This window comes from Sphingobacterium populi, assembly GCF_001586775.1.
In the GTDB taxonomy this organism is placed as follows: Bacteria; Bacteroidota; Bacteroidia; order Sphingobacteriales; family Sphingobacteriaceae; genus Sphingobacterium; species Sphingobacterium populi.
Genome location: NZ_LQXS01000003.1, coordinates 318,520 through 343,542 on the forward strand (window position 1 = coordinate 318,520; position 25,023 = coordinate 343,542).

The window sequence follows — 25,023 nt, forward strand, 5'->3', positions numbered from 1 at the left end:
TCATGAGAAAAGAAGAAAAACAAGAAATTGTTCAAGCTTTGGCAGAGCAGATTAAATCCTACGGCAATTTTTACATTGCTGACACAGCTGATTTGTCTGTAGAAAAAGTGAGTAAAATCCGTCGCAAATGTTTCGAAAGCGGTATCGAGGTTCAAGTAGTGAAAAATACTTTGATCAAGAAAGCGTTATTAGAAGCAGGAGTAGATTCAGAAGAGATCTTTAGCGTATTAAAAGGAGCATCTACTATGATGTTCTCAGAGACTGGTAACGGTCCTGCGAAATTGATCAAACAATTGCGTAAAGAAGGTGATAAGCCCTTGTTGAAAGCGGCTTACATTCAAGAAACAGCTTTCATTGGCGACTCTCAGCTAGATGCTTTGGTGAACCTAAAATCGAAAGACGAGTTGATCGCAGACGTTATTGCTCTACTTCAATCTCCAGCGAAAAACGTTATTTCTGCACTACAATCTGGCGGGAATACAGTTTCAGGATTGCTTAAAGCTTTAGAAGAAAGAGGCTAACGAACCCTCTAATAAACGTTCGTTAAAATTTAAATTAACAATATTCATTTAGTACATTCAAAAAATCAAAATAAAATGGCAGATTTAAAACAACTTGCTGAACAACTAGTAAACTTAACGGTAAAAGAAGTTAAAGAACTAGCTGATATCTTAAAAGACGAGTACGGTATCGAACCAGCTGCTGCTGCAGTTGCTGTTGCTGCGGGTTCTGCTGACGGTGGTGCTGCTGCTGCTGAAGAGAAAACATCTTTTGATGTTATCTTGAAAGAAGCTGGTGGTCAAAAATTGGCAGTAGTTAAATTGGTAAAAGACTTAGCTGGTCTAGGTTTGAAAGAAGCAAAAGATCTAGTTGACGGTGCACCTAAAGAATTGAAAACTGGTGTTTCTAAAGACGAAGCTGAAGCTTTGAAAAAACAATTAGAAGAAGCTGGAGCAGTAGTTGAGGTTAAGTAATCTCTCCTGCGTAAAGCACCTTTAAGGTATAGACTCTGATGGATTTTCTATCAGAGTCTTTCCCTGTTTATACTATTTACCCCTCGATGTGGTGTTGTTGACGCATCGATTTTCAGGTTTTCAACAAGCATGTTAGCGCAGTTTATTAAAACTAAAATCTTATTCCCTTGGCAAACAACAATATTCAAAAAGAAAGAGTGAATTTTGCTACAAGTAAGAAGGTAATTGATTATCCTGATTTCTTGGACGTGCAATTAGAATCTTTCAGGGAGTTTTTTCAACTAGAAACTACTTCTGACGACCGCCATCAGGAAGGGCTTTATCAGGTTTTCGCCGAAAACTTCCCTATTTCTGATTCAAGAAACATTTTTGTGCTAGAGTTTTTGGACTATTTCATAGATCCACCGCGTTACGATATCCAAGAGTGTATCGAGCGTGGCTTAACGTACAGTGTACCTCTAAAAGCAAAGCTAAAGTTATCTTGTAACGACGAAGAGCACGAAGATTTCGAGACAATTGTACAGGACGTGTACTTAGGTACTATTCCGTACATGACACCAAAAGGTACTTTCGTAATCAATGGTGCGGAACGGGTTATTGTATCCCAACTACACCGCTCACCTGGCGTATTCTTCGGTCAGAGTAGACACACAAATGGAACAAAACTTTATTCTGCTAGGGTAATTCCTTTTAAAGGATCTTGGATCGAATTCGCAACGGACGTAAACAACGTCATGTATGCTTATATCGATCGGAAGAAAAAATTCCCGGTTACCACTTTATTACGGGCCATCGGATTCGATTCGGATAAAGATATCCTTGAATTGTTCGACTTGGCTGATGAAGTTAAAGTAAGTAAGTCGGGTCTTAAAAAATACGTCGGTCGTCGTTTGGCGGCTAGGGTATTGAAGAAATGGATAGAAGATTTCGTAGATGAAGATACTGGTGAAGTAGTATCTATCGATCGTAACGAAATCATCCTTGAACGTGAAACCGTACTAGAAGAGGATCACATTGAGATGATCATCGATGCTGGCGTTAAGTCGATTATCTTAGCGAAAGACGATGAATCCAACAATGCGGATTATTCTATTATATATAACACATTACAGAAAGATACCTCTAACTCCGAGAAGGAAGCGGTGGAGCACATCTATCGCCAATTGCGTAACGCAGAACCACCTGATGAGGAAACAGCGCGTGGTATTATCGATCGCTTATTCTTCTCAGACAAGCGTTATGACTTAGGAGATGTAGGTCGCTACCGTATTAATCGTAAGTTAGGCTTATCTACTGAATCAGATACCAAAGTATTGACGCGCGAAGATATCATCGCGATCGTTAAATACTTGATCAACTTGATCAACTCCAAAGCAGAAGTCGATGATATTGACCACTTGTCTAACCGTCGTGTTCGTACCGTCGGTGAGCAATTGTACGCACAATTTGGAGTAGGTTTGGCTCGTATGGCACGTACTATTCGTGAGCGTATGAACATTCGTGATAACGAGGTGTTTACACCGACAGATTTGATTAATGCACGTACTTTATCGTCCGTAATCAATTCTTTCTTCGGAACCAACCAGTTATCTCAGTTCATGGATCAAACCAATCCATTAGCAGAGATCACACACAAGCGTCGTTTATCAGCGTTAGGTCCAGGTGGTCTATCTCGTGAACGTGCAGGTTTCGAGGTTCGTGACGTTCACTATACGCACTACGGTCGTCTGTGTACAATCGAAACTCCAGAGGGACCAAACATTGGTTTGATTTCATCTTTAGCAGTACACGCGAAAATCAATAACCTTGGTTTTATCGAAACACCTTATCGTAAGGTAGATGATGGTAAAGTCGTTGTTGACAAACCAGTAGTTTATTTATCTGCAGAAGATGAAGATGGTAAAACCATCGCACAAGCGAATGCCATCTATGACGATAAAGGTAACTTCGAAGATGCTAAAGTAAAAGCAAGATACGAGGGTGACTTCCCGATTATCGAGCCTGAGAAATTAGATTATATGGACGTTGCGCCAAATCAGATTACATCGATTGCAGCTTCCTTGATTCCTTTCTTAGAGCATGATGATGCCAACCGTGCCTTAATGGGATCCAACATGCAACGCCAAGCGGTGCCATTGTTGCGTCCGCAAGCACCGATTGTAGGTACAGGACTAGAAGGCCGTGTGGCTTCTGATTCTCGTACATTGATCAATGCAGAAGGAAATGGTGTCGTAGAATACGTAGATGCACAAGAGATCCAGATCCGTTACGAACGTACGGATGCAGATCGTTTGGTATCATTCGATGACGATGTCAAAACATATAAATTAATCAAATTCAAGAAAACCAACCAAAATACGTGTATCAACTTAAAACCTATCGTTATTAAAGGCGAGAAAGTCGTAAAAGGACAGGTATTGTGTGAAGGTTATGCAACAGAAGATGGTGAGTTGGCATTAGGACGTAACTTGAAAGTAGCATTCATGCCTTGGCAGGGATACAACTTTGAGGATGCGATCGTAATTTCAGAGCGTGTAGTATCTCAGGATATCTTTACCTCATTGCATATCGAAGAGTTTGAATTAGAAGTTCGTGATACCAAGCGTGGTGAAGAAGAATTAACTTCAGACATCCCTAACGTATCCGAAGAAGCTACTAAAGATTTGGACGAAAACGGTATCATCCGTATCGGTGCTGAAGTAGTAGAAGGCGATATCTTGATCGGTAAGATTACACCAAAAGGAGAATCTGATCCTTCACCTGAGGAGAAATTGCTTCGTGCAATCTTCGGTGATAAAGCTGGCGACGTGAAAGATGCTTCATTGAAAACGCCACCATCAATCAAAGGTGTGGTAATTGATACGAAGTTGTTCTCCCGTGCGAAGAAAATGTCGAAAGACGTGGAAAGAAAAGCATTGGAGAAATTGGAAACGACGCACGAGAAAAACCTTCGCGTATTGAAAGAGCGTTTGGTCGATAAATTGTTCACAATCGTGAATGGTAAAACTAGCCAAGGAATCTACAACGTGTACAAGGAACTATTAGTTGCTAAAGGAGCGAAGTTCACGCAGAAAATCCTGACCGACCTGGATTACGCAAACGTAAATCCAGCTGGTTGGACTACTGATGAGGATAAAAACGATGCGATCAAAATTGCATTGCACAACTACGGCATCAAGTTCAATGAAGAGTTAGGTGCGTTCAAACGCGATAAGTTTGCCGTATCTGTTGGTGATGAGTTACCATCAGGTATCGTTCAAATGGCCAAAGTTTATGTCGCTAAAAAACGTAAGTTGAAAGTCGGTGATAAGATGGCTGGTCGTCACGGTAACAAAGGTATCGTAGCACGTATCGTACGTGATGAGGATATGCCTTTCTTGGCAGACGGAACTCCAGTGGATATCGTATTGAATCCATTAGGTGTACCTTCTCGTATGAACTTGGGTCAGATTTATGAAACTGTTCTTGGATGGGCAGGTCAGAAACTGGGCATGAAGTTCGCCACGCCAATCTTTGATGGTGCCGAAATGGGACAAGTAGAAGAGTGGGTACAAAAAGCAGATCTTCCTGCATCGGGTCGTACGTACTTGTACAACGGTCTTACAGGTGAGCGCTTTGACCAACCAACAACGGTAGGTGTGATTTACATGTTGAAATTAGGTCACATGGTAGACGATAAGATGCACGCACGTTCGATCGGACCTTACTCGTTGATTACACAACAACCTTTGGGTGGTAAAGCCCAGTTCGGTGGTCAGCGTTTTGGTGAGATGGAGGTTTGGGCACTAGAGGCATTTGGTGCATCTAATATCCTACAAGAGATCTTAACCGTGAAATCCGATGATGTGATTGGCCGTGCGAAAACCTATGAGGCGATCGTAAAAGGTAACAACTTACCAACACCATCTGTGCCAGAATCATTCAACGTATTGGTTCATGAGCTACGTGGTTTAGGTTTGGATATCACATTAGATTAATCAAGTAATTTGAGTTTGGGAGGTGCGAGCTTCCCAAACTTTACATACAGCTTTTAAGTTATACAACGTATGTCTTATAAAAAAGATAATAAAATCAAAAGTAACTTCACGTCGATTACGATCAGCTTAGCTTCTCCAGAAACTATCTTGGAGCGTTCTAGCGGTGAAGTAACTAAGCCGGAAACGATTAACTATCGTACCTACAAGCCGGAACGCGATGGATTATTCTGTGAGCGTATCTTCGGTCCGGTAAAGGATTACGAATGTCACTGTGGTAAGTACAAGCGTATCCGTTACAAAGGTATCGTGTGTGACCGTTGTGGTGTAGAAGTAACGGAGAAAAAAGTACGTCGTGAGCGTATGGGCCACATCAACTTGGTGGTTCCTGTGGCACACATTTGGTACTTCCGCTCTTTGCCAAACAAAATCGGTTACCTATTAGGTCTTCCAACCAAGAAATTGGATATGATCATCTACTACGAAAGATATGTGGTGATCCAAGCCGGTATCAAAGAAGATGATGGTCTGTCTTACATGGATTTCTTAACAGAAGAAGAGTACCTAGATATCCTAGATACTTTACCAAAAGAAAACCAATATTTAGATGACAATGATCCACAAAAATTTGTGGCTAAAATGGGTGCTGACGCTTTAGAAGAATTACTAAAACGTCTTGACCTTGATCAATTGTCATACGATTTACGTCACCAAGCTGCTAACGAAACTTCTCAACAACGTAAAAATGAGGCCTTGAAACGCCTTCACGTAGTAGAAGCTTTCCGTGGTGCAAACACACGCATCGAAAATCGTCCAGAATGGATGATCGTGAAAATCGTACCTATCATTCCGCCAGAGTTGCGCCCATTAGTGCCTTTGGATGGAGGTCGTTTCGCGACTTCCGATTTGAATGACTTGTACCGTCGTGTAATCATCCGTAACAACCGTTTGAAACGCTTGATCGAGATCAAAGCGCCAGAGGTGATCTTGCGTAACGAAAAGCGTATGCTTCAAGAAGCGGTAGATTCCTTGTTCGATAACTCTCGTAAAGTAAACGCGGTAAAAACCGAAGGTAACCGTGCCTTGAAATCTCTTTCAGATATCTTGAAAGGTAAGCAAGGTCGTTTCCGTCAAAACTTACTAGGTAAGCGTGTGGATTATTCGGCTCGTTCGGTTATCGTCGTAGGTCCACACTTGAAATTACACGAATGTGGTCTTCCTAAAGACATGGCTGCGGAGCTATACAAGCCGTTTATCATCCGTAAGATGATCGAGCGCGGTATCGTGAAAACAGTTAAATCTGCGAAGAAAATTGTTGATCGTAAAGATCCAGTCGTTTGGGATATCTTGGAGAATGTATTGAAAGGTCACCCAGTATTATTAAACCGTGCACCTACGCTTCACCGTTTGGGTATCCAAGCATTCCAACCAACGTTGGTAGAAGGTAAAGCGATTCAATTACACCCATTAGTATGTACGGCTTTCAACGCCGATTTTGATGGTGACCAGATGGCAGTCCATTTACCACTAGGTAATGCGGCAATTTTGGAAGCCCAAATCTTGATGTTGGCAGCACACAATATCTTAAACCCTGCGAATGGTTCACCGGTGACGGTTCCATCTCAGGATATGGTATTGGGTCTTTACTACATTACTAAAGGCCGTAAAACAGACGAATCTCGTCGTATGAAAGGGGAGGGAAGCGTATTCTATTCTGCTGAAGAGGTGATCATTGCCTTGAACGAGCAGCAGGTTGACTTGCACTCTTTCATTAAGGTGAAAACACAAGTTAAAACTAAAGAAGGAAACTTCGAGCAACAAGTCATTGAAACTACAGTTGGTCGTGTCATCTTTAACCAGATCGTACCAGAAGAAGTAGGTTATATCAACGATTTGTTGACTAAGAAATCGTTGCGTAATGTCATCGGTGAAATCGTAAAGAACACCGGTATGGCTCGCGCTGCGAAATTCTTAGATGATATGAAGGAGCTCGGTTTCCAAACCGCCTTCAAAGGAGGTCTTTCGTTTAACTTGCAGGATTTGAATATTCCTGCTGCGAAAACCGATTTGATCGATCAAGCTACTAATGAAGTTGAAGAAGTAATGAACAACTATAATATGGGTTTCATTACAAACAACGAACGTTATAACCAAATCATTGATATTTGGACTCGTATCAACAATCGCTTGACGGCACACGTGATGGACATCTTGTCTAACGATAATCAAGGCTTCAACTCTGTTTACATGATGTTGGATTCTGGTGCACGTGGTTCCAAAGAGCAAATTCGTCAGTTATGTGGTATGCGTGGTTTGATGGCCAAACCTCAGAAGTCGGGTACTTCAGGAGGAGAAATCATCGAAAACCCAATTTTGTCTAACTTCAAAGAAGGACTATCCGTACTCGAATACTTTATCTCTACCCACGGTGCGCGTAAAGGTTTGGCGGATACGGCCCTTAAAACGGCCGATGCGGGTTACTTAACACGTCGTCTGCATGACGTAGCACAAGATATGATCGTCGTAGATCAGGATTGTGGAACGTTACGCGGTATCTATACCACAGCATTGAAAGACAATGATGATATCATCGAGCCATTATTCGATCGTATTTTAGGTCGTACTCCATTAAACGATGTGATACATCCTGAAACGAATCAAGTGATTGTGGCCGCTAATGAGGATATCACTGAAGAAATTGCAGAAGAGATTGAAAATGCTGGAATTGAAGGCATCGAAATCCGTTCGGTATTGACTTGTGAAGCTAAGCGTGGTGTTTGTGCTTGTTGTTATGGTCGTAACTTGGCTTCTGGTAAACGTGTTCAAAAAGGTGAAGCTGTCGGAGTTATTGCTGCGCAGTCTATCGGTGAGCCGGGTACACAGTTGACACTTCGTACATTCCACGTGGGTGGTACAGCTTCCAACATTGCTTCTGACTCTGCAATCATAGCTAAGTACGAAGGTATTGTTGAATTTGAAAACTTACGTACCGTTGAAAAAGAAGGTGATGATGGTAAATACGATGTCGTACTAGGTCGTTCAGGAGAGATTAAAATCTTGAATGCCGAAAGACGTGTCGTATACCAACAAGTTATCCCTTACGGATCTAGCTTATTTGTAAAAGAAGGAGACACGGTAGAGAAAGGTCAGAAATTAGTTGACTGGGATCCATATAATGCGGTTATTATCTCCGAGTTTGCTGGTAAAGTAGAGTTTGATGCAATCATAGAAGGTGTTACTTTCCGTGAAGAGTCGGACGAGCAAACTGGACACAAAGAGAAAGTGATCATCGAAACTCGTGATAAAACGAAAAACCCGACGATCAAGATCTTAGATACCAAAGGCGAAATCATTCGTTCGTACAACATTCCAGTAGGCGCACACGTTTCTGTATCTAATGGACAGAAAGTGAAAGATGGAGCAATCTTAGTAAAGATACCTCGTTCGACCGGAAAAACACGAGATATTACAGGTGGTCTTCCACGTGTTACTGAGCTTTTCGAAGCACGTAATCCATCTAATCCAGCTGTTGTAACAGAGATCGACGGTGTCGTTACATTGGGCGGTGTGAAACGTGGTAACCGCGAGGTGTCTATCGAATCACGCGACGGTCAAGTGAAGAAATATCTAGTACCATTGTCTAAACATATCTTGGTACAGGATAATGACTTTATCAAAGCAGGTATGCCACTTTCTGATGGACAGATCTCTCCTGGAGATATCTTGTCAATCAAAGGTCCATCTGCAGTGCAAGAGTACATAGTGAATGGTATACAAGAAGTTTACCGCTTGCAAGGGGTGAAGATCAACGATAAGCACTTTGAGACAATCGTTCACCAGATGATGCAGAAGGTCAATATAGAAGATCCAGGAGATACTCGTTTCTTAGAAAAAGAAGCCGTTAGCAAATGGGATTTCATGGAAGAAAATGACTCCTTATATGATAAAAAGGTAGTCGTTGAGGCTGGTGATTCTAAGAGCTTACGTCCGGGGCAGATCGTTACGTTGCGTAAGCTACGTGAAGAAAACTCATCATTGAAACGTCAGGATATGAAGTTGGTAGAAGTGCGCGACGCTATTCCAGCAACTTCGAGTCCATTGTTGCAAGGTATTACGCGTGCATCCTTGGGTACTAAATCATTCATCTCAGCAGCTTCCTTCCAGGAAACTACGAAAGTGTTGAATGAGGCAGCTATCGCAGGTAAACGCGATGATTTGTTAGGATTGAAAGAAAATGTTATCGTAGGTCACTTAATCCCTTCCGGTACAGGTTTACGTCAGTACAGCAATATCATCGTCGGTTCTCGCGAAGAATACGATCAGCTATTAGCATCTAAAGAAGAAGACTAGTCTTCTTCTTTAGAATTTTGTAATTATAAATTAGTAAGGCCGTGCGAAATCTTCGCACGGCCTTTATTTTTTAAACAAGCCTTTCGCCAGCTCATAGGCGGATAGCTTACTACCTTTTTACAAAGGTCATCAAAGTTTGAACGCGGTCAGTCAGCCATTGATAACCTACCTCATCCGTATCAGGTTTTTGAAATAGTTTGGAACCTAAGCCGACCGAAAATACGCCTGCATTAAACCAATTTTCAATGTTCTCTTGGCTCACATCCACACCACCGGTCGGCATGAAATGCAATTTAGGGAATAATGGTTTTATTGCTTTTACGAATTTTGCACCGAGCACATCTCCCGGGAAAAGTTTAACGAGCGAAGCACCCAAAGACTCTGCTAACGCAATCTCAGAGGGAGTCATACAACCAGGTATCCATGGATAACCTTTGGCAATCGTTTCTTGCGCGATCTCTGGCGATACGATAGGACTTACAATAAATTCGGCGCCCAATGCCAAAAAAGTTTTTGCTTCTTGTGCTGTCTTAATGGTACCAATACCCAGTGCCATATCTGGGAAATGCGCTTGCTTGTAGGCTAGCATCTCTTCAAAGTTTGCTTTTGCCTGTGTACCACGATTCACAAATTCAAATACGCGAATACCACCTTGATAACAAGCGGTCAAAACCGCTATACAAGTCTGTACATCATCATGATAATAAACTGGAATAGCAGGAGACTGTTGTATACGAGTAAGTAACTTATTCATTTTATAAAGTAGTAAAAATTAATATTTTCCGTTTCCAAGATCACCAGATACAAACAACTTATGATAACCAGCTCCCGTAGCTATATCCACTACTTGCTGAGCAGGGGATTGGCTTTTCAGGCCGTGAATGAATCCAGCCATAAATGCATCGCCACTACCAATACGATCTACTACCTCATTGGTTTCATAGATCGTCGATACTACATTTTCTGTGCGCGTGTGATACGTACCATAGAAAAGATTGTGCTGCGGATTGTCCATAAAGCGGAAAGTATTGGCGACATGCTTTACTGAAGGGAATAGCGCGAAAATTTCAGAAGCAGATTGTTTTGCGGCTTCGAAATATGTAGCAGAAGAGGTTTGCCTATCCAGTTGATCATCTACACTCGTTCCCAACATTTTATTGGCTGCCCAGATATTGCCCATGACCACATCACAGTGAGCCACCAAGTCAGGCATGATCTCGATCGGATCTTTCCCATACTGCCACAGTTTGTTCCGATAGTTAAGATCTACGGAAATAATGATATTTCGTTTTTTAGCTTCTTTAAGGATCGGTTCGATAAGTTCGGCTACATTTTCATTTAGCGCTGGGGACAAGGCCGTCCAGTGAAACCAATCAATATCCTCAAACAACTGATCGAAATCGATATCTTCTAAGGTGAGCTGACTGAAGCTCGAGTAGCGTCGATCATAAATGACCTCACCTTTACTCAATCCATTCGCTGAAAGTAAGATGTAAGTGCCGATTCTATCGCCAAAGCGCAGACTTTTGCTTGTGTCAATTCCCAATCCTTGTAACTGCTCTTGAATTTCCTGACTTAGTAAATGGTCTGGAAATGCGCTACAATAGGCTGTAGGTGTACCCATTTGCGATAAACCGCTTGCTACATTGGCTTCTGATCCACCAGGAAATACCTGTAGTTGATTATTGTCTTTTTCAAAGAAACTATTGCCTACGGCTTGCAGGCGTAAGAGAATCTCTCCAAAACATAGCACTTTCTTCATTGAAATAGTAATTACTTTATTGGTTATGTAGTAATCCTTCTAATGTACAGTTTCTTTTTTAAGAAAGGCCAGAATTGTTATTGGATTTTCTCGCAAACGTTAGCGTAACTAATCCTTTCGAGAGCCGACTTAATTTGATAATATTGAATTTGTTATAAACGCTAAATAAACCACATGAGCATATTGGATAAGTTTTCCCTCGCGGGCAAAGTTATTGTCGTAACCGGTGCGACCGGAGTTCTCGGGAAAAGTTTTGTTTCGGCACTGGCTCAGGCCGGAGCCAAAGTAGTGATTATTGGCCGCAATGAAGCACGTGCTACAGAGCGCGTAGCGCTGGTAAAAAGCTTTGGGGCCGAAGGCATGATGATCGTAGCAGACGTGCTCGACGAAAAATCTATGCAGCATGCCAAAGACGCGATCTTGGAGCAGTGGGATACCATTGATGGATTAGTTAATGCTGCAGGTGGCAACATTCCCGGAGCTACCATTGGCCCTGATCAGGATATCTTCGAAGCAAATATACAAGACACACTGAAGGCCGTGGAGCTAAATCTCTTTGGTACAATCATTCCTACACACGTGTTTGGAAAAGTAATGGCCGCGCAGGGTCGAGGAAGTATTATCAACATTGCTTCATTGTCTTCCAGTCAAGCCATTAGTCGAGTTTTAGGGTATACTGTCGCCAAAAATGGCGTAGTAGGCTACACCAAATGGATGGCTTCTGAATTGGCTCTGCGTTATGGTGATCAGCTGCGTGTCAATGCGATTGCACCCGGCGTATTTTTGACCGAACAGAATAGAACATTGCTGACTAATGCGGATGGATCTTACACCGAGCGTGCACAAAAATTTGTGAATGGAACCCCATTTTCTAGACTTGGAGATCCCGACGAGCTGAATGGCACGTTGGTGTATCTTTTAAGTGATGCTTCGGCATTTGTAAATGGTGAAACTGTATATGTAGATGGAGGTTTCAATGCGTGGTCTGGTGTATAATTAGAAGAATAATATGCAAAAATTTGAACAAACATGGCGCTGGTATGGCCCGCAAGATCCAGTAAGTTTACAAGATGTGAAACAAGCTGGTGCCACAGGTATTGTCACCGCTTTACATCATATCGCGCACGGTGAGGTATGGCCATTAGCAGATATTCAAGAACGTAAACGAATTATTGAAGCTTCTGGACTCGTTTGGTCTGTGGTAGAAAGTGTACCCGTACATGAAGCGATCAAAACCAAGCGTGATGATGCAGCCCGCTTTATCGAAAATTATAAACAAACACTGCGCCATCTGGCAGCCTGTGATATCCGCGTGGTGACGTACAATTTTATGCCCGTGCTGGACTGGACACGCACCAAGTTAGATCTAGAATTGCCCAATGGTGCAAAAGCGTTGTATTTTGATTGGGCTGATTTGGCAGCTTTCGATTTACATATCTTCCAACGCGAAGATGCAGAGCGTGATTATCCCGCAGAGGTGATCTCAGAAGCAAAGCAACGGTTTGCCAGCTATAGCAGCGAAGATGTTGAGGCATTGAAAAGGGTAATCCTTATGGGTATTCCTAGTGAGAAAGATATCACGCTGGAAGATTTGCAAAACAGCCTAATACGGTACAAAGAGATCGGACGCGAAGGTCTATTACACAACCTACTTTGGTTTTTGCGCGAAATACAGTCTGTATGCGAAGAAGAGGGGATTAAAATGGCCATCCATCCGGATGATCCACCGTATCCCATCTTAGGATTACCACGAATTGCTTCTGGACTAGAAGATTATGTCAAGATTATTGAAGGCGTAAATGAAGAATTCAATGGCGTGTGCTTTTGTACAGGATCGCTTGGCGCAGGAATGACAAACGATGTGCCCGCGATAGCAAGAGCTATCAAACATCGTGTACATTTTGCACACTTCCGCAATGTCAAGAAGGATGAAATAGGGAATTTTTACGAAGCAGATCATCTTGGCGGAGATGTCGATATGGCGCAGGTTCTAGCTATTTTTATCGAAGAAAACCAGCTACGATCAAATCCTATCCCTTTTCGACCAGACCATGGTCATCAGATGTTAGATGATCTACATAAGGTAACGAATCCTGGTTATTCCGCGATCGGTCGATTGCGCGGACTGGCTGAGTTACGCGGGCTCGAAGAAGGCCTGATTTACGGCAGATTACAGAAAAACACCAATACATAAACCAAATACAAAAAATGGGGAGCAAAGTAAAAGGAAACTACAGATGGGTTATTTGCGGATTATTATTTTTTGCAACGACTATCAATTATTTGGATAGGCAAGTACTGTCTCTGACTTGGAAGGATTTCATTGCTCCCGAATTTCACTGGACGAATAATGATTATGGCAATATTACCGCCTTGTTCGCCATCTTTTATGCTATAAGTATGTTGGTAGCTGGCAGATTTGTCGATCTGGTTGGTACAAAAAAAGGATTTCTTTGGGCCATCGGTGTATGGTCGGTAGGAGCGATATTACATGCATTTTGTGGCATCGCTACCGCTGGGATTACGGCAGGCGAGTGGTTTGTGGGGTTCGAAGGCGCGAAGGAAGCTATTGGCCGTGTGCACGATTTTTCCCGGGTCGTCAACGTCAGTGTTGTTCTATTTATTTTTGCACGCTTTGTATTAGCGGTCGGAGAAGCCGGTAACTTTCCCGCTGCCATAAAGACAGTGGCCGAATATTTCCCAAAGAAAGATCGGGCATTGTCCACCAGTATATTCAATGCGGGTACCACTATCGGCGCTTTGGCTGCTCCGCTAACCATTCCTTACATCGCCAAGATATTGGGTTGGGAGATGGCCTTTATTATAATTGGAGCGTTAGGATTTATATGGATGGGCTTCTGGATATTTATGTATGACAAACCTGAGAATAATATCCACGTGAGTGCCGAAGAGTTGGCATATATTCAACAAGACGAAATACCTGATACACGCGTTTTGCAACCAGAAGTCATCGTAGAAGAGCGAAAGGTAACGATTACAAACTGTCTTAAACATCGGCAAACATGGGCTTATGCGCTAGGCAAATTCATGACGGACGGTGTATGGTGGTTCTTATTATTCTGGATGCCGGCGTATCTTAGTTCGGTGTACGGTATTAAATCTTCCGATTTCATCGGGCAAATAGCACTTTTTGTATTGTACAGTATTACGATGTTATCGATCATAGGCGGATGGTTACCTACGTATTTCGTAGATAGGTTAGGGTTGGATCCTTACGCAGGTCGTATGCGAGCGATGCTGATCTTTGCTTTCTTTCCTTTGGTCGTACTTTTTGCTCAGCCATTAGGCGAACTTTCGTTTTGGTATCCTGTAGTACTGATTGGTATTGGAGCAGCAGCACATCAATCTTGGTCTGCAAATCTTTATTCCGTCGTCGGCGATATGTTTCCTAAGCGCGCAATCGCTACGGTTACCGGTATTGGCGGTTTGGCAGGTGGTATCGGAGCTTTCCTAATCAATAAGGCTTCCGGAATGCTCTTCGATTATTCGGAAAGACATTGGAGTACCATCAACGGGACTTCGCTACAGGAAGCGTTTCCACAATTTCAGAATACGGAAACAGAAAAAATCTTTTTGGAACAACATGGCGTGATCAGTATCGAAGAGTTTCTGGGTCAATTGGCATCTACGGGTAATGCAGTTAGCAATGGTATCAATACCGGTTACCTGATTATCTTTTCGTTTTGCGCAGTGGCTTATTTACTGGCATGGGTTGTCATGAAAACCTTAGTGCCTAGGATGAAGCAGGTTGAATTATAGTTGATTTCCGAAAAACCAACGTTGGGTCGAGTTTGGTTGTCGTCATTGCTAATTGAAAACGGTTTTTACACTGGATAATCTCTACTAATTTCTCTATTCCTAGTTTTCCCATTTCCAGTGCCGGCTGTACCACAGTAGAAAGAGCCGGATTGAGAGAATCAGCAGCTTCTGTATTGGAGAAACCAATGACGGCGACTTCCTCGGGCACACGAATACCCATATCGGATAGAATACCGAGCGTACTTAGTGTGAGCATGTCGGTATTGCCCAATATTCCTAAAGGTCGTGGTGTAGATCCCAGTTTGGTTTGTAGCGCATCTCTTAAACTGCTCACGAGCACTGGGCGTGGCAATTGATAATCGACTTCGATGATATTATCGTCCGAAAAAGGGATCTGATTAGCCATCAAAGCACTTCTATGCCCGGCAGTACGTTTTTGAGTCACACCCAAATCTTTTCCATTTAGTACTAATATCTTGTTTCGACCCATGTCGATTAGATGTTGCGTAGCTGCAAAGGCTCCTCTTTCGTTGTCTATGCCGATCTTGTGAGTTTCCAGATCAAAATCAATACGATCAATCAATACAATAGGTACCTCTTGATGTACTTCCTGCAAAAATTCGACACTCGTATTGGCAGAAGGCGATATGAGTATACCATCAATATTCTGACTCAAGAGCGACTGTAATAGTTCGATCTCTTTGTCAGCATCCTCTCGGCTTTGCATAAATAGCAACTTATAATTATTGCTATAAGCTGCTTGATGGGCGCCTTCCAAAATCTGAGCCTGAAATGGGTTGGCCAAATACGGGATGATGATCGCTACCGTATTGGTGCGGCCCGTCTTCAGGCTCTTGCCAAACATATTAGGACGGTAATGGTGCGCAGCTGCCAGTTCTTGCACCTTTCGTTTGGTTTCTACACTGATTTCATGGCTATCATTGAGGGCTTTCGATACCGATGAGACGGATAGCCCTAGCATCTTTGCCAACTCTTTTAACGTGATATTGCCCATGTTTTTCCTTTAGTAGAACTCTTATTTTGCAGCTATAGATCAACGTAAATCTACCAACTCAAAGTCTTTAAATTGATTTTTTTGGAAAGTAAAGATATTTGTCGGAATGGCCTGATTAACATACAATGCGTTTACTGTATAGGTATAGCTGGAACCAGCCTTGTCAAATACCTTAATGTCATGTATATGATTGTTAGCGTTGATGCGCAGCTTTATTTTAGCATAGCTTGATGATTTGTCGGTCGGCGTAAGCTGAATAGCTTTTAGCGCTTGTTTGCCAACTCGCTCATCGGCCAATGCTGTATAATCGTAGCCTGTACGGTAAAATGTAAACAAGTTTTGCGGGCCGAGTGTTTCCGCACTGTTGTCCACCTCGCTGACTTGCACTTCCTTGTCTTCCGGCAAGATAGACCAGACCGATTTGCCATCACTAATGATCTCTTGCGCATTGAGTTGAATGCGATATTTATTACCCGCTTTGTCCAATTTCAATGATCCTGCATCATTGTATTTCTGCCCATCCGCTTGTGCCGCTTCAAAGGAGAAGTCGGCCATGATAGTGCGATAGCTATCGTATTTTTTCGACACCTGATCCAAAATAGTTTTGGCTGCGGTCGTTTTAGTCTGCGCTTTGGTAACGATCATTGGTAGGCACAGCAGTGCTAAAACTATGATTCGTGCAATAAATGTGATTTTCATACTCGCTATCTTATCTTAAAGTCTCCAAATACTGTTCTAAGGAGTACTCATCCGGGTACAGCACTTCACGTGCTTTGCTACCTTCAAATTGACCGACGATGCCTGCTGCCTCTAGCTGATCGATGATTCGCCCAGCTCGATTATAGCCCAGCTTCAGCTTGCGCTGGATCAGCGATGTTGAACCTTGTTGGTGCATAACAATTAATCGTGCTGCATCTTCAAAAAGTGCATCGCGATCCGAAAGATCAAAATCGGCTAACCCACTTCCTTCACCATTTTCATCCACGTATTCTGGCAAGTAATGCGCCGAAGGATAGCCACGCTGTCCACCAATAAAATCCGATACTTGATCTACCTCAGGTGTGTCTACAAATGCACACTGAATACGAATCAGCTCACTCCCTGTAGCCAGCAACATATCTCCACGCCCGATTAACTGATCAGCACCGCCCGAATCCAGAATCGTTCTGGAATCCACCTTAGATAATACGCGGAATGCCAGACGCGCCGGAAAGTTGGCTTTGATGGTACCTGTAATGATATTCACTGAAGGGCGTTGCGTAGCGATTACCAAATGTATTCCTACGGCACGGGCCAACTGTGCTAATCGTGCAATGGGCGTTTCTACCTCTTTGCCGGCTGTCATCATCAAATCCGCAAACTCATCCACAATGAGTACTATAAATGGTAAGAATCGGTGACCCTCTTCAGGGTTTAATCGCCGTCCTACAAACTTTGCATTATATTCTTTTAGATTGCGGACATGCGCATTTTTCAACAAGTCGTAGCGTTGATCCATTTCGATACACAAGGAGTTCAAGGTATTGATTACCTTTTTTGTATCGGTGATGATGGCATCATCCTCGCCCGGTAATTTGGCTAAGAAATGGCGTTCAATCTTCTTGAACAACGAAAGTTCTACCTTTTTGGGATCCACCAATACAAATTTTAGCTCTGCTGGATGACGTTTGTATAGTAGAGAGGTCAAAATTGCATTGATCCCGACCGATTTACCTTGTCCGGTAGCTCCTGCGACTAGTAAGTGTGGCATTTTTGCCAGATCGGCAATGTACACCTCATTAGAAATGGTTTTTCCCAATGCTATGGGCAGATCCATGTCTGTTTTTTGGAATTTTTCGGTAGCAATCACGGATCTCATGGACACCATTTCTGGATTACTATTTGGCACTTCAATACCAATCGTACCTTTCCCTGGCATTGGAGCAATGATTCGAATTCCTAAAGCCGCCAAGCTTAGCGCGATATCGTCTTCCAGATTTTTGATCCGCGAAATTCTAACTCCGGGTTTCGGGATGATTTCGTACAGCGTGACTGTCGGTCCGATAGTTGCCTTAATATGCTCAATCTCAATACTATAATTGCGAAGAGTGTCTACGATTTTGTTTTTATTAGCTTCTAGCTCCTGCTGATTAATTGTAATCTTTCCGGTGCCATAATCTTTCAACAAATCGAGTGGAGGATGTTGGTAGCCTGATAGATCCAGCTTTGGGTCGTACTCGCCAAATTGCTTAACCAGATCACTAGCCTCTACCGCCTTCTCTTCTTTGACGGCTTCTACAGTAAGTGCAAGCTCCTCTTCAGCAGGTTCCTCGGTTTCTACCGACAGATCAGGTTCTACAGAAAGAGTAATTGCTTCGTCTTCGCTAACCGCTGGAATGTGCGGCTCTGGCGTATGCGTGTCAACCACATCAAAAGAAATCGCGGTGCGCCCTTCATCAGATCGTAAGGTATTTTTCTCCTTCGGTGCGCTTGTGTCGGGTTCCCATGTCGGGTTTTCCTGTTGGTGTTGTTCTAAGTTATTCTTTGTAGCGGTATCACGATTGGGCTGTTGTACAATTCGCTCCTTGGGCATTGCCCGATCTTCCATAAAGCTATTGCTGGCTGATGGTCGCTCTAGCCGGTCGCCAGTAGCGTATTCGTCTTCCTCATTTGCTTCTTCATATTCTTCATCTTCGGTAGATCGAGTGCTTTGAAAAGAAATTTTAAGATCGTAGTTATAAATCAGGATGAGTGCGGCTAATAGTACAAAGAGCAAAATACCCGCAACTCCGGCCGTTCCGATCTGTAAAGCAAGAATTTGATTGGTCCAATAGCCAAATTTGCCTTCTAGAATATGTGGCGTATCTGTGATGAAGTCCTGCAAGAAACCAAGTGTAAGAGAGGTGAAAATGATCGCAATAAGCGAATACAAGATTGTCTTGCCGACGGGCAATAAAGCCCGAAGATACAGTAGCCGGTATCCAACTATAAACAAAATGAGAATAAACAGAAATGAGGCAATACCAAACCATTCGAAAATAAACTGATTGGCTAATAATGCACCAAACTTTCCAAGTTTATTCTCGATAATTGGTATTTCTAGTGCATCATCCATTACCTCTTCCGACGTGCTGAATAATGTACTCCAACCGCCATTAGTAATATATATGTAGCTCTGATCTGCCTTCCATGTAAACAGGTATGAAAAAAAAGCTACCGCAAAAAGTCCGGAGGTGATCAGTAAGAATAATCCCAATACCTTCATCACCTTTTGCTGCCCTTCCGTAAAGTTTATTTTACGGAAAGCGCGAGTGGTCTTCTTAGGTGTGTACGAGGAAGTGCTCTTCGAGCCCCTAACTCCACTGCCAGATGCACTTCCACTTTTAAATGTATTTCCTTTAGCCATGTAGATGACAATTTATGCCTTTTACAAACTTACTAAAAATAGACAAAACTACAGTTTTGGCAAGCGCTGAAGTTGTATATTGTAGCGAGTATATTTCTTTTTGCGTTTGTTATAACATGAGTGCCAGAACGTAGGCATTCAAAAAAAATATTATGAGAAAATTCATATCCATTTTAGTCGCCACAGCATTACTTTTCGCCTCATGTTCTAACAAAGATTTGCTGTCGGACCAATTTGTCAATTTGCCTGAAAACCAAATGGCCGTATTGGCGGTTTTCAATGCTGTATCTAATACGGATCAAGTAGACGTGTTGTTAAACGGAGAACGGCTAAACACTAATTTAGAAATGTTGCGTTATGGAGAGTTTATGCGTCATCGAACAGTATATCCAGGCAACAGAACGCTTTCGATGAATATTCGCTTTGGAAGTCGAACGCTCTCCACCGCAGCAGAAAGTCTTAATCTATCTGCTGGTCGAAATTATTCCTTACTATTGACTAATGGTAATCCGGTGCAGACAGCTTTAGTAGAAGATGATTTGCTGTTACCTCGGAATGGTCAGTTTAAAGTACGGTTTTTAAATACTAATACGGATGGCTTAGCGGTATCGATTGGGAATAACCCAACAGCTAGCAATGTTTTCCCGCCGTTGGCAGCGGGTAAGATGTCGGCTTTCGCCACATTAGATATAGACGAGTATTCTTTACTATTCGCCGGGCAGAACAGTGCTGCTGTTAATCATGCTTTTGATTTAAATCCTGCCAACCAAGGTGTTTATACCATTTGGCTGACAGGTTCTTTACTAAATAAAGATAAGGCGGATCAACCAACGCTATACGCGGTGATCAAGCATCCTTAATTAATCAGTAACAATAATTAAGTAATAGTTTTTCTTGCCTCGCTGGGCAATGATATATTGATCGTTGATCAGATGGCTAAGTGATACACTAAGTTCGCCATCGGAAATTTTTTCTCGGTTGATCGACACACCACCACCTTGAAGCATTTTGCGCGCTTCACCTTTTGACGGAAATATTTGCGTATTTACAGCAAGGAAATCTAAGATATGAACACCTTGTTCCAAAGTTGTGCGGCTAAGCTCGTATTGCGGCAGCCCTTCAAACACTTCGCGAACCTCTTCTTCACTGAGCGAAGATAAAAAGTCCAAAGAACCATTGTTAAATAAGAAATCCGAAGTTTTAATGGCCGTCTCGTACGCATGTACTGAGTGTGTACGAATGGTGATATCTTGTGCCAAAGCTTTTTGTACAACTCGTAAGTGCGGCGCCTGATCGTGCTCTGCAATGATCGACTCGATCTCTTCTTTGGTTTTTAGAGTGAAGATTTTGATCCAGCTTTTAGCATCATCGTCAGTCGCATTCAACCAAAATTGGTAGTATTTGTAGGGCGAGGTTTTCTTCGGATCAAGCCATATCGCTCCAGATTCTGTTTTCCCAAATTTCTGTCCGTCCGATTTCTTAATCAATTGCGTAGTCAGCGCATGTGCACTTCCTTGTTCTATACGGCGGATCATCTCGCTACCAGTCACGATATTGCCCCACTGATCTGAACCACCCATTTGTATTTTACAATTATGGTGTTTCCACAAGTAGTAGAAATCGTAACCTTGTATAAGTTGGTAGGTGAATTCGGTAAACGAAAGACCGTTTTCGCCTTCTAATCTCTTTTTGACAGAATCTTTGGACATCATGTAATTGACGGTAATTAACTTACCGACGTCACGGATGAAATCCAAAAAACTGAATTCCTTAAACCAGTCATAATTGTTGACCATTTTTGCATCTGTCTCACCATCTCCGAAAGACAGGAACTTAGAAAGCTGTGCTTTTAAGCCATTGAGATTGTGCTGCAAGGTGTTTTCGTCCAGTAGATTACGTTCTGCGGACTTGAATGATGGATCTCCGATCATGCCAGTTGCGCCACCAACCAATGCAAACGGTTTGTGCCCAGCCGATTGAAAGTGGATCAACGTCATGATCTGCGTAAGATGCCCAACATGCAGAGAATCTCCAGTAGGATCGAAGCCAATATATCCAGCAACTTTTTCGTCACTCAATAACTCCTCTGTACCGGGCATAATATCCTGCAACATGCCACGCCAACGCAATTCTTCTACAAAATTCATCTTTAAAATGATTTGATTGTTAGGCAGTTATGTGTTTCCTGTGCGCGTTTGCTTATTTAGCTACGCTTCATGGTTTAATAAGCTACCGTTTTGTTAACATATATTCTAAGATTGCAAAGATAAAACTTAAAGTGTATCTTACAGTTATTATATTCGGTTAGATAAATCTATTCTCACGGTGAACTTTCTGTCACACTTTTATTTTGAACGATATGCCTCTGAGTCTGCTCGGGTGGTAGGATGTTTATTGCCCGATTTATTAAAAAATGCCGACAAGGATTATGTCTTTCACCCAAATCGTTTTGAAGAGCAATTATTCGCGCATCCGCAATTGATCGCTATTTATCAAGGCTGGTATCGGCATGTTGAGGTAGATAAAATATTTCATAGTAGTCCATTCTTTTTGGAGCACAACCACCAGCTTCGCAAAAAGCTAGATCCCATACTCAGTCATTTACCCATTCGCGCCTCCTTCATGGGGCATATTTCTTTAGAACTGTTACTAGATCATCTGCTGATACAGCACGAAATGGCGAATGTAAGCCGTTTGTATGAGCACTTAACTCAGGTCAACAGATCGATGTTGAAGAAATTTTTGGAGATTATTGGTTTAACCAATACAGATAAGTTTTTCCATTTCTATGATCAATTTATATCGTGGAAGTATATTCACGAATATGCCGATCTACGGAGCTTGTCCGAGCCGTTATTCAATATTTCCAAACGTGTCTGGAGTTTTCAGGAGTCAGCATTAGATCGCCAGGCGCTTAGCGATGCACTGGAAGAATATGCGGCCGATTCATTGACAGATTTTCGCGATATATTTCGCTTTGTAAACGATAAGCTGACGATTAGTTAGCTCCCTGAATGATGTTCACGCGATTTTCCAATGTCTTGGGAGAATATTGAAAATTAAAAGAGGTTTGTTCAGTACATCCCCCTCGCCCAAGATGCTTAAGAAAATAATTATACCTGATTACAGGATTATTTTTAGACATTTGTAGTCAAATTAAGGCCAATTGTTGGTAGTGATCGTAAGTTGAATAACAGTTTTATATGAGTATTAATAAGCTTTTCCGTAAGAAAAGTATCGATCAGATTATGCTCGACTCACAAAAGGGCAGTTCTGGTCTATCGCGCGTCCTTGGTGTTCGAGATTTAGTTTCCCTAGGAATCGCTGCAATAGTAGGAGCGGGAATCTTTAGTACGATCGGCTTGGCCAGTTACAACGGCGGACCTGCAATATCTTTATTGTTTTTGTTTGTCGCATTTGCCTGTGTATTTACCGCATTGTCTTACGCACAATTTGCAAGTGCGGTACCTGTGTCAGGAAGCGCGTATACGTATGCCTATGTGTCGTTCGGAGAATTATTTGCCTGGATTATAGGCTGGGCTTTAGTATTAGAATACGCTGTTTCAAATATGGTTGTAGCCATATCGTGGTCGCAGTATTTTGTGTCAATGTTAGAAGGTTTCGGGATTTTAGTGCCCAAATGGTTGACCATGGCTCCGGCTTATGCTTATGATGCGCACAATAAAATGTTGGCAGTTGGCGTCGAAAATTTGGAAGGCATAGATCGTATCGCTTTGCAAGCGTATGAAACTGCACCACGTTTCGGCGATTTTCCGATTATATTCGATTTGCCTGCTGGTTTGATCACCGTGTTTGTTACGTGGCTCGTCTACATCGGGATCAAAGAATCACGTCGAGCCAGTAATTTTATGGTGTTGGTAAAGATCGGCGTTATTCTAGCGGTGATCTTCGGCGGAATGTTTTTTATAAAACCAGAAAATTGGACTCCTTTTGCCCCCAACGGTATGGAAGGGGTGCTTAGCGGCGTAGCTGCCGTTTTTTTTGCATTTATTGGGTTCGATTCTATTTCTACCACTGCCGAAGAAAGCAAAAATCCCCAGCGTGATTTACCTCGCGCGATGATATACTGTTTACTCATTTGCGCAATATTGTATGTGTGTATAACGCTAGTATTGACAGGGATGGTAAATTACAGTGCCTTGAATGTAAAAGATCCTTTGGCGTATGTATTTTCTTATGTTGGCTTTGATCATATGGCTGGCATAGTATCTGTCACTTCTGTTATTGCAATTACGAGCGCACTATTAGTATTTCAACTAGCTCAGCCAAGAATTTGGATGACGATGAGTCGAGATGGTTTACTATGGAAGAAGTTTGCTACCATTCATCCCAAATACAAAACCCCTTCCTTCGCGACGATAGTTACAGGTGTGGTAGTAGCTGTACCGGCCCTGTTCTTTAAGATGGATTTTTTTGTAGATCTTACCAGCGTTGGAACTTTCTTCGCCTTTATTATGGTCTGTGGCGGTGTATTATATATGGATTACGCAGGCTTGACCGCCAAAGCAAAATTTCGCGTGCCGTACATTAATGGTAAATATATTGTAGGGCTGAGTTTTGTGATTGGTCTTGTGCTTGTGTTCTTTTATGGAGCTCCTTTAGGCACAGAAAAGAGTGAAGTTTTGGGCACAGCCTTGCTCCACAATTCGTTGTTGGTCGTGTTCTGGGTAGTTTGGTTGGTGCTGAGTATCTTAAGCTTCAAACACAATTTTTCTCTGCTCCCAGTTATTGGTATTCTTATAAACCTTTACTTGATGAGTGAATTAGGAGCAAGTAACTGGATTATTTTTATTGCATGGCTATTGATCGGTTTAGTTTTCTATTTTACATATGGATACAAGCACTCAAAATTAAATAGTAGCAAAGACACTGCTGGGGCTGATAGCGCGCAGAATGAAAGGTAATATGTACTACTCAAAATGTACGATTTTAGTAGCAGCAATGCGGCGCAACGATGATCTTGGTTAAAAATTGTTAAAGAGGTAAAAAAATTCCCTTAGCCATAAACAATATAAGACATTAAAGGTTATATTTGTACAAAGGAAAACATCCAATTAACAATACTTTTTGAGCCTAAGCGCCAGATTTAATACATATAGAAATTAATGATAAAACTTCATCGGCATATTTGTAATTGGTTTATTATCAGCGCTGTAGTGCTGGTGATGAGTGCCAATACGTCTCATGCAACTGTGTCTGTTTTATCTAAATTGAGTACTGCTAATACCTTTTCGTTTTCATCACATCATGTTTCTTTATCGCCGATCGAGGTGAGCAAAAACACGTTTAATCCAGAAACGAGTGATAAGGCAATTACCAATGTAAAAGTTTTTTATAATCCAGTAGCCGAGCAAATCGCTGTATCATTCAAGCTTGCGAAATTGAGTCATGTCTCCATTCGTGTGATGGATGCTCTTGGAAATGAAGCGATGAATCTTCTTAATGGAGAATTAGATGGAGGTATACAAAGCTTGAGTTTTGATACAAACAGTAAGCTGCCTGCAGGCTTTTATTTTGTGCGCGTAACAACGGGTAGCGAAACAGTAATAAAAAGAATTTCGATCCGCTAGCACTGCCATTTAGCAAAAATCCATCCCATTATATCTTTCCTATTTTGCGTAGCTTTATGCAGGAGCTGATTTGTATTGCGAACTATGCAAATTATGTCAAATCGTCCCGAAAATTATGATATTTTTGTAAATGAAAAACATAGGTAGTGTCGATATGCTTTAGGTGTATTCGAAAGCCGCCTGTATTGATAA

Annotated in this window: 17 protein-coding genes; 11 read left to right on the plus strand and 6 right to left on the minus strand. The window is 42.1% G+C overall.

The genetic code is table 11. From position 1 onward, the window contains the following. Positions 1-2 precede the first annotated feature (2 nt). From rplJ to rpoC, 4 genes are all read left to right on the plus strand, one after another. Positions 3-521, plus strand: coding sequence for a 50S ribosomal protein L10 (gene rplJ, locus A0125_RS09215; protein ID WP_066754871.1), 519 nt, complete (start codon positions 3-5; stop codon positions 519-521). 75 nt (positions 522-596) lie between these two features. Continuing rightward, positions 597-974 (plus strand): 50S ribosomal protein L7/L12, encoded by a 378-nt coding sequence (gene rplL / locus A0125_RS09220; protein WP_066754872.1) that lies wholly within the window; start codon positions 597-599, stop codon positions 972-974. A gap of 167 nt (positions 975-1,141) precedes the next feature. Continuing rightward, entirely contained in the window at positions 1,142-4,951 is a 3,810-nt protein-coding gene (rpoB, locus tag A0125_RS09225) for a DNA-directed RNA polymerase subunit beta (RefSeq protein WP_066754873.1), read from the plus strand. Between the two features lie 69 nt (positions 4,952-5,020). Continuing rightward, positions 5,021-9,298 (plus strand): DNA-directed RNA polymerase subunit beta', encoded by a 4,278-nt coding sequence (gene rpoC, locus A0125_RS09230; protein ID WP_066754875.1) that lies wholly within the window; start codon positions 5,021-5,023, stop codon positions 9,296-9,298. 109 nt (positions 9,299-9,407) lie between these two features. Here the strand turns inward: rpoC and A0125_RS09235 are convergent, their stop codons facing one another. Both A0125_RS09235 and A0125_RS09240 read right to left on the minus strand, forming a co-directional pair. Beyond that, entirely contained in the window at positions 9,408-10,052 is a 645-nt protein-coding gene (locus A0125_RS09235; RefSeq protein WP_066754877.1) for a beta/alpha barrel domain-containing protein, read from the minus strand. An 18-nt stretch (positions 10,053-10,070) separates the two neighbouring features. Next, positions 10,071-11,060 carry a sugar kinase gene (locus A0125_RS09240; RefSeq protein ID WP_066754879.1) on the minus strand — a complete coding sequence of 330 codons (990 nt, stop codon included), beginning with the start codon at positions 11,058-11,060 and terminating at the stop codon, positions 10,071-10,073. 174 nt (positions 11,061-11,234) lie between these two features. Between A0125_RS09240 and A0125_RS09245 the strand changes: the two genes are divergently transcribed. The 3 genes from A0125_RS09245 to A0125_RS09255 are packed head-to-tail and all read left to right on the plus strand — an operon-like array spanning position 11,235 to position 14,840. Then, on the plus strand, positions 11,235-12,056 hold the full coding sequence (locus tag A0125_RS09245; protein ID WP_066754881.1) for an SDR family oxidoreductase: 822 nt from the start codon (positions 11,235-11,237) through the stop codon (positions 12,054-12,056). A 13-nt stretch (positions 12,057-12,069) separates the two neighbouring features. Further along, entirely contained in the window at positions 12,070-13,254 is a 1,185-nt protein-coding gene (uxuA, locus tag A0125_RS09250; protein ID WP_066754882.1) for a mannonate dehydratase, read from the plus strand. Positions 13,255-13,268: 14 nt separating this feature from the next. Continuing rightward, complete coding sequence (locus A0125_RS09255) at positions 13,269-14,840, plus strand: MFS transporter (RefSeq protein WP_156472495.1); 1,572 nt, start codon at positions 13,269-13,271, stop codon at positions 14,838-14,840. On the opposite strand, the gene A0125_RS09260 is transcribed toward A0125_RS09255, so the two are convergent. From A0125_RS09260 to A0125_RS09270, 3 genes are read right to left on the minus strand one after another with little or no spacing between them, the layout of a single operon-like run. Continuing rightward, positions 14,815-15,855, minus strand: a complete 1,041-nt coding sequence (locus tag A0125_RS09260) for a LacI family DNA-binding transcriptional regulator (RefSeq protein ID WP_066754891.1) — start codon at positions 15,853-15,855, stop codon at positions 14,815-14,817. The genes A0125_RS09255 and A0125_RS09260 overlap by 26 nt on opposite strands. A gap of 39 nt (positions 15,856-15,894) precedes the next feature. After that, positions 15,895-16,554, minus strand: a complete 660-nt coding sequence (locus tag A0125_RS09265) for a LolA family protein (RefSeq protein WP_082784988.1) — start codon at positions 16,552-16,554, stop codon at positions 15,895-15,897. Between the two features lie 10 nt (positions 16,555-16,564). After that, a complete protein-coding gene (locus A0125_RS09270; protein WP_066754895.1) occupies positions 16,565-19,240 on the minus strand; it encodes an FtsK/SpoIIIE family DNA translocase in 2,676 nt (891 codons plus the stop codon). A gap of 152 nt (positions 19,241-19,392) precedes the next feature. Between A0125_RS09270 and A0125_RS09275 the strand changes: the two genes are divergently transcribed. Then, positions 19,393-20,100 carry a DUF4397 domain-containing protein gene (locus tag A0125_RS09275; RefSeq protein WP_082784989.1) on the plus strand — a complete coding sequence of 236 codons (708 nt, stop codon included), beginning with the start codon at positions 19,393-19,395 and terminating at the stop codon, positions 20,098-20,100. Here A0125_RS09275 and tyrS read toward each other — a convergent pair whose 3' ends face one another. After that, entirely contained in the window at positions 20,101-21,387 is a 1,287-nt protein-coding gene (tyrS, locus tag A0125_RS09280) for a tyrosine--tRNA ligase (RefSeq protein ID WP_066754898.1), read from the minus strand. Positions 21,388-21,565: 178 nt separating this feature from the next. Here tyrS and A0125_RS09285 point away from each other — a divergent pair, with 178 nt between their 5' ends. The 3 genes from A0125_RS09285 to A0125_RS09295 all read left to right on the plus strand — a co-directional run bounded on the left by A0125_RS09285 (position 21,566) and on the right by A0125_RS09295 (position 24,831). Then, a complete protein-coding gene (locus A0125_RS09285; protein WP_156472496.1) occupies positions 21,566-22,246 on the plus strand; it encodes an ACP phosphodiesterase in 681 nt (226 codons plus the stop codon). A gap of 197 nt (positions 22,247-22,443) precedes the next feature. Next, entirely contained in the window at positions 22,444-24,165 is a 1,722-nt protein-coding gene (locus A0125_RS09290; protein WP_066754902.1) for an amino acid permease, read from the plus strand. Positions 24,166-24,366: 201 nt separating this feature from the next. Continuing rightward, entirely contained in the window at positions 24,367-24,831 is a 465-nt protein-coding gene (locus A0125_RS09295) for a T9SS type A sorting domain-containing protein (protein WP_082784990.1), read from the plus strand. The last annotated feature ends 192 nt before the right edge of the window (positions 24,832-25,023 follow it).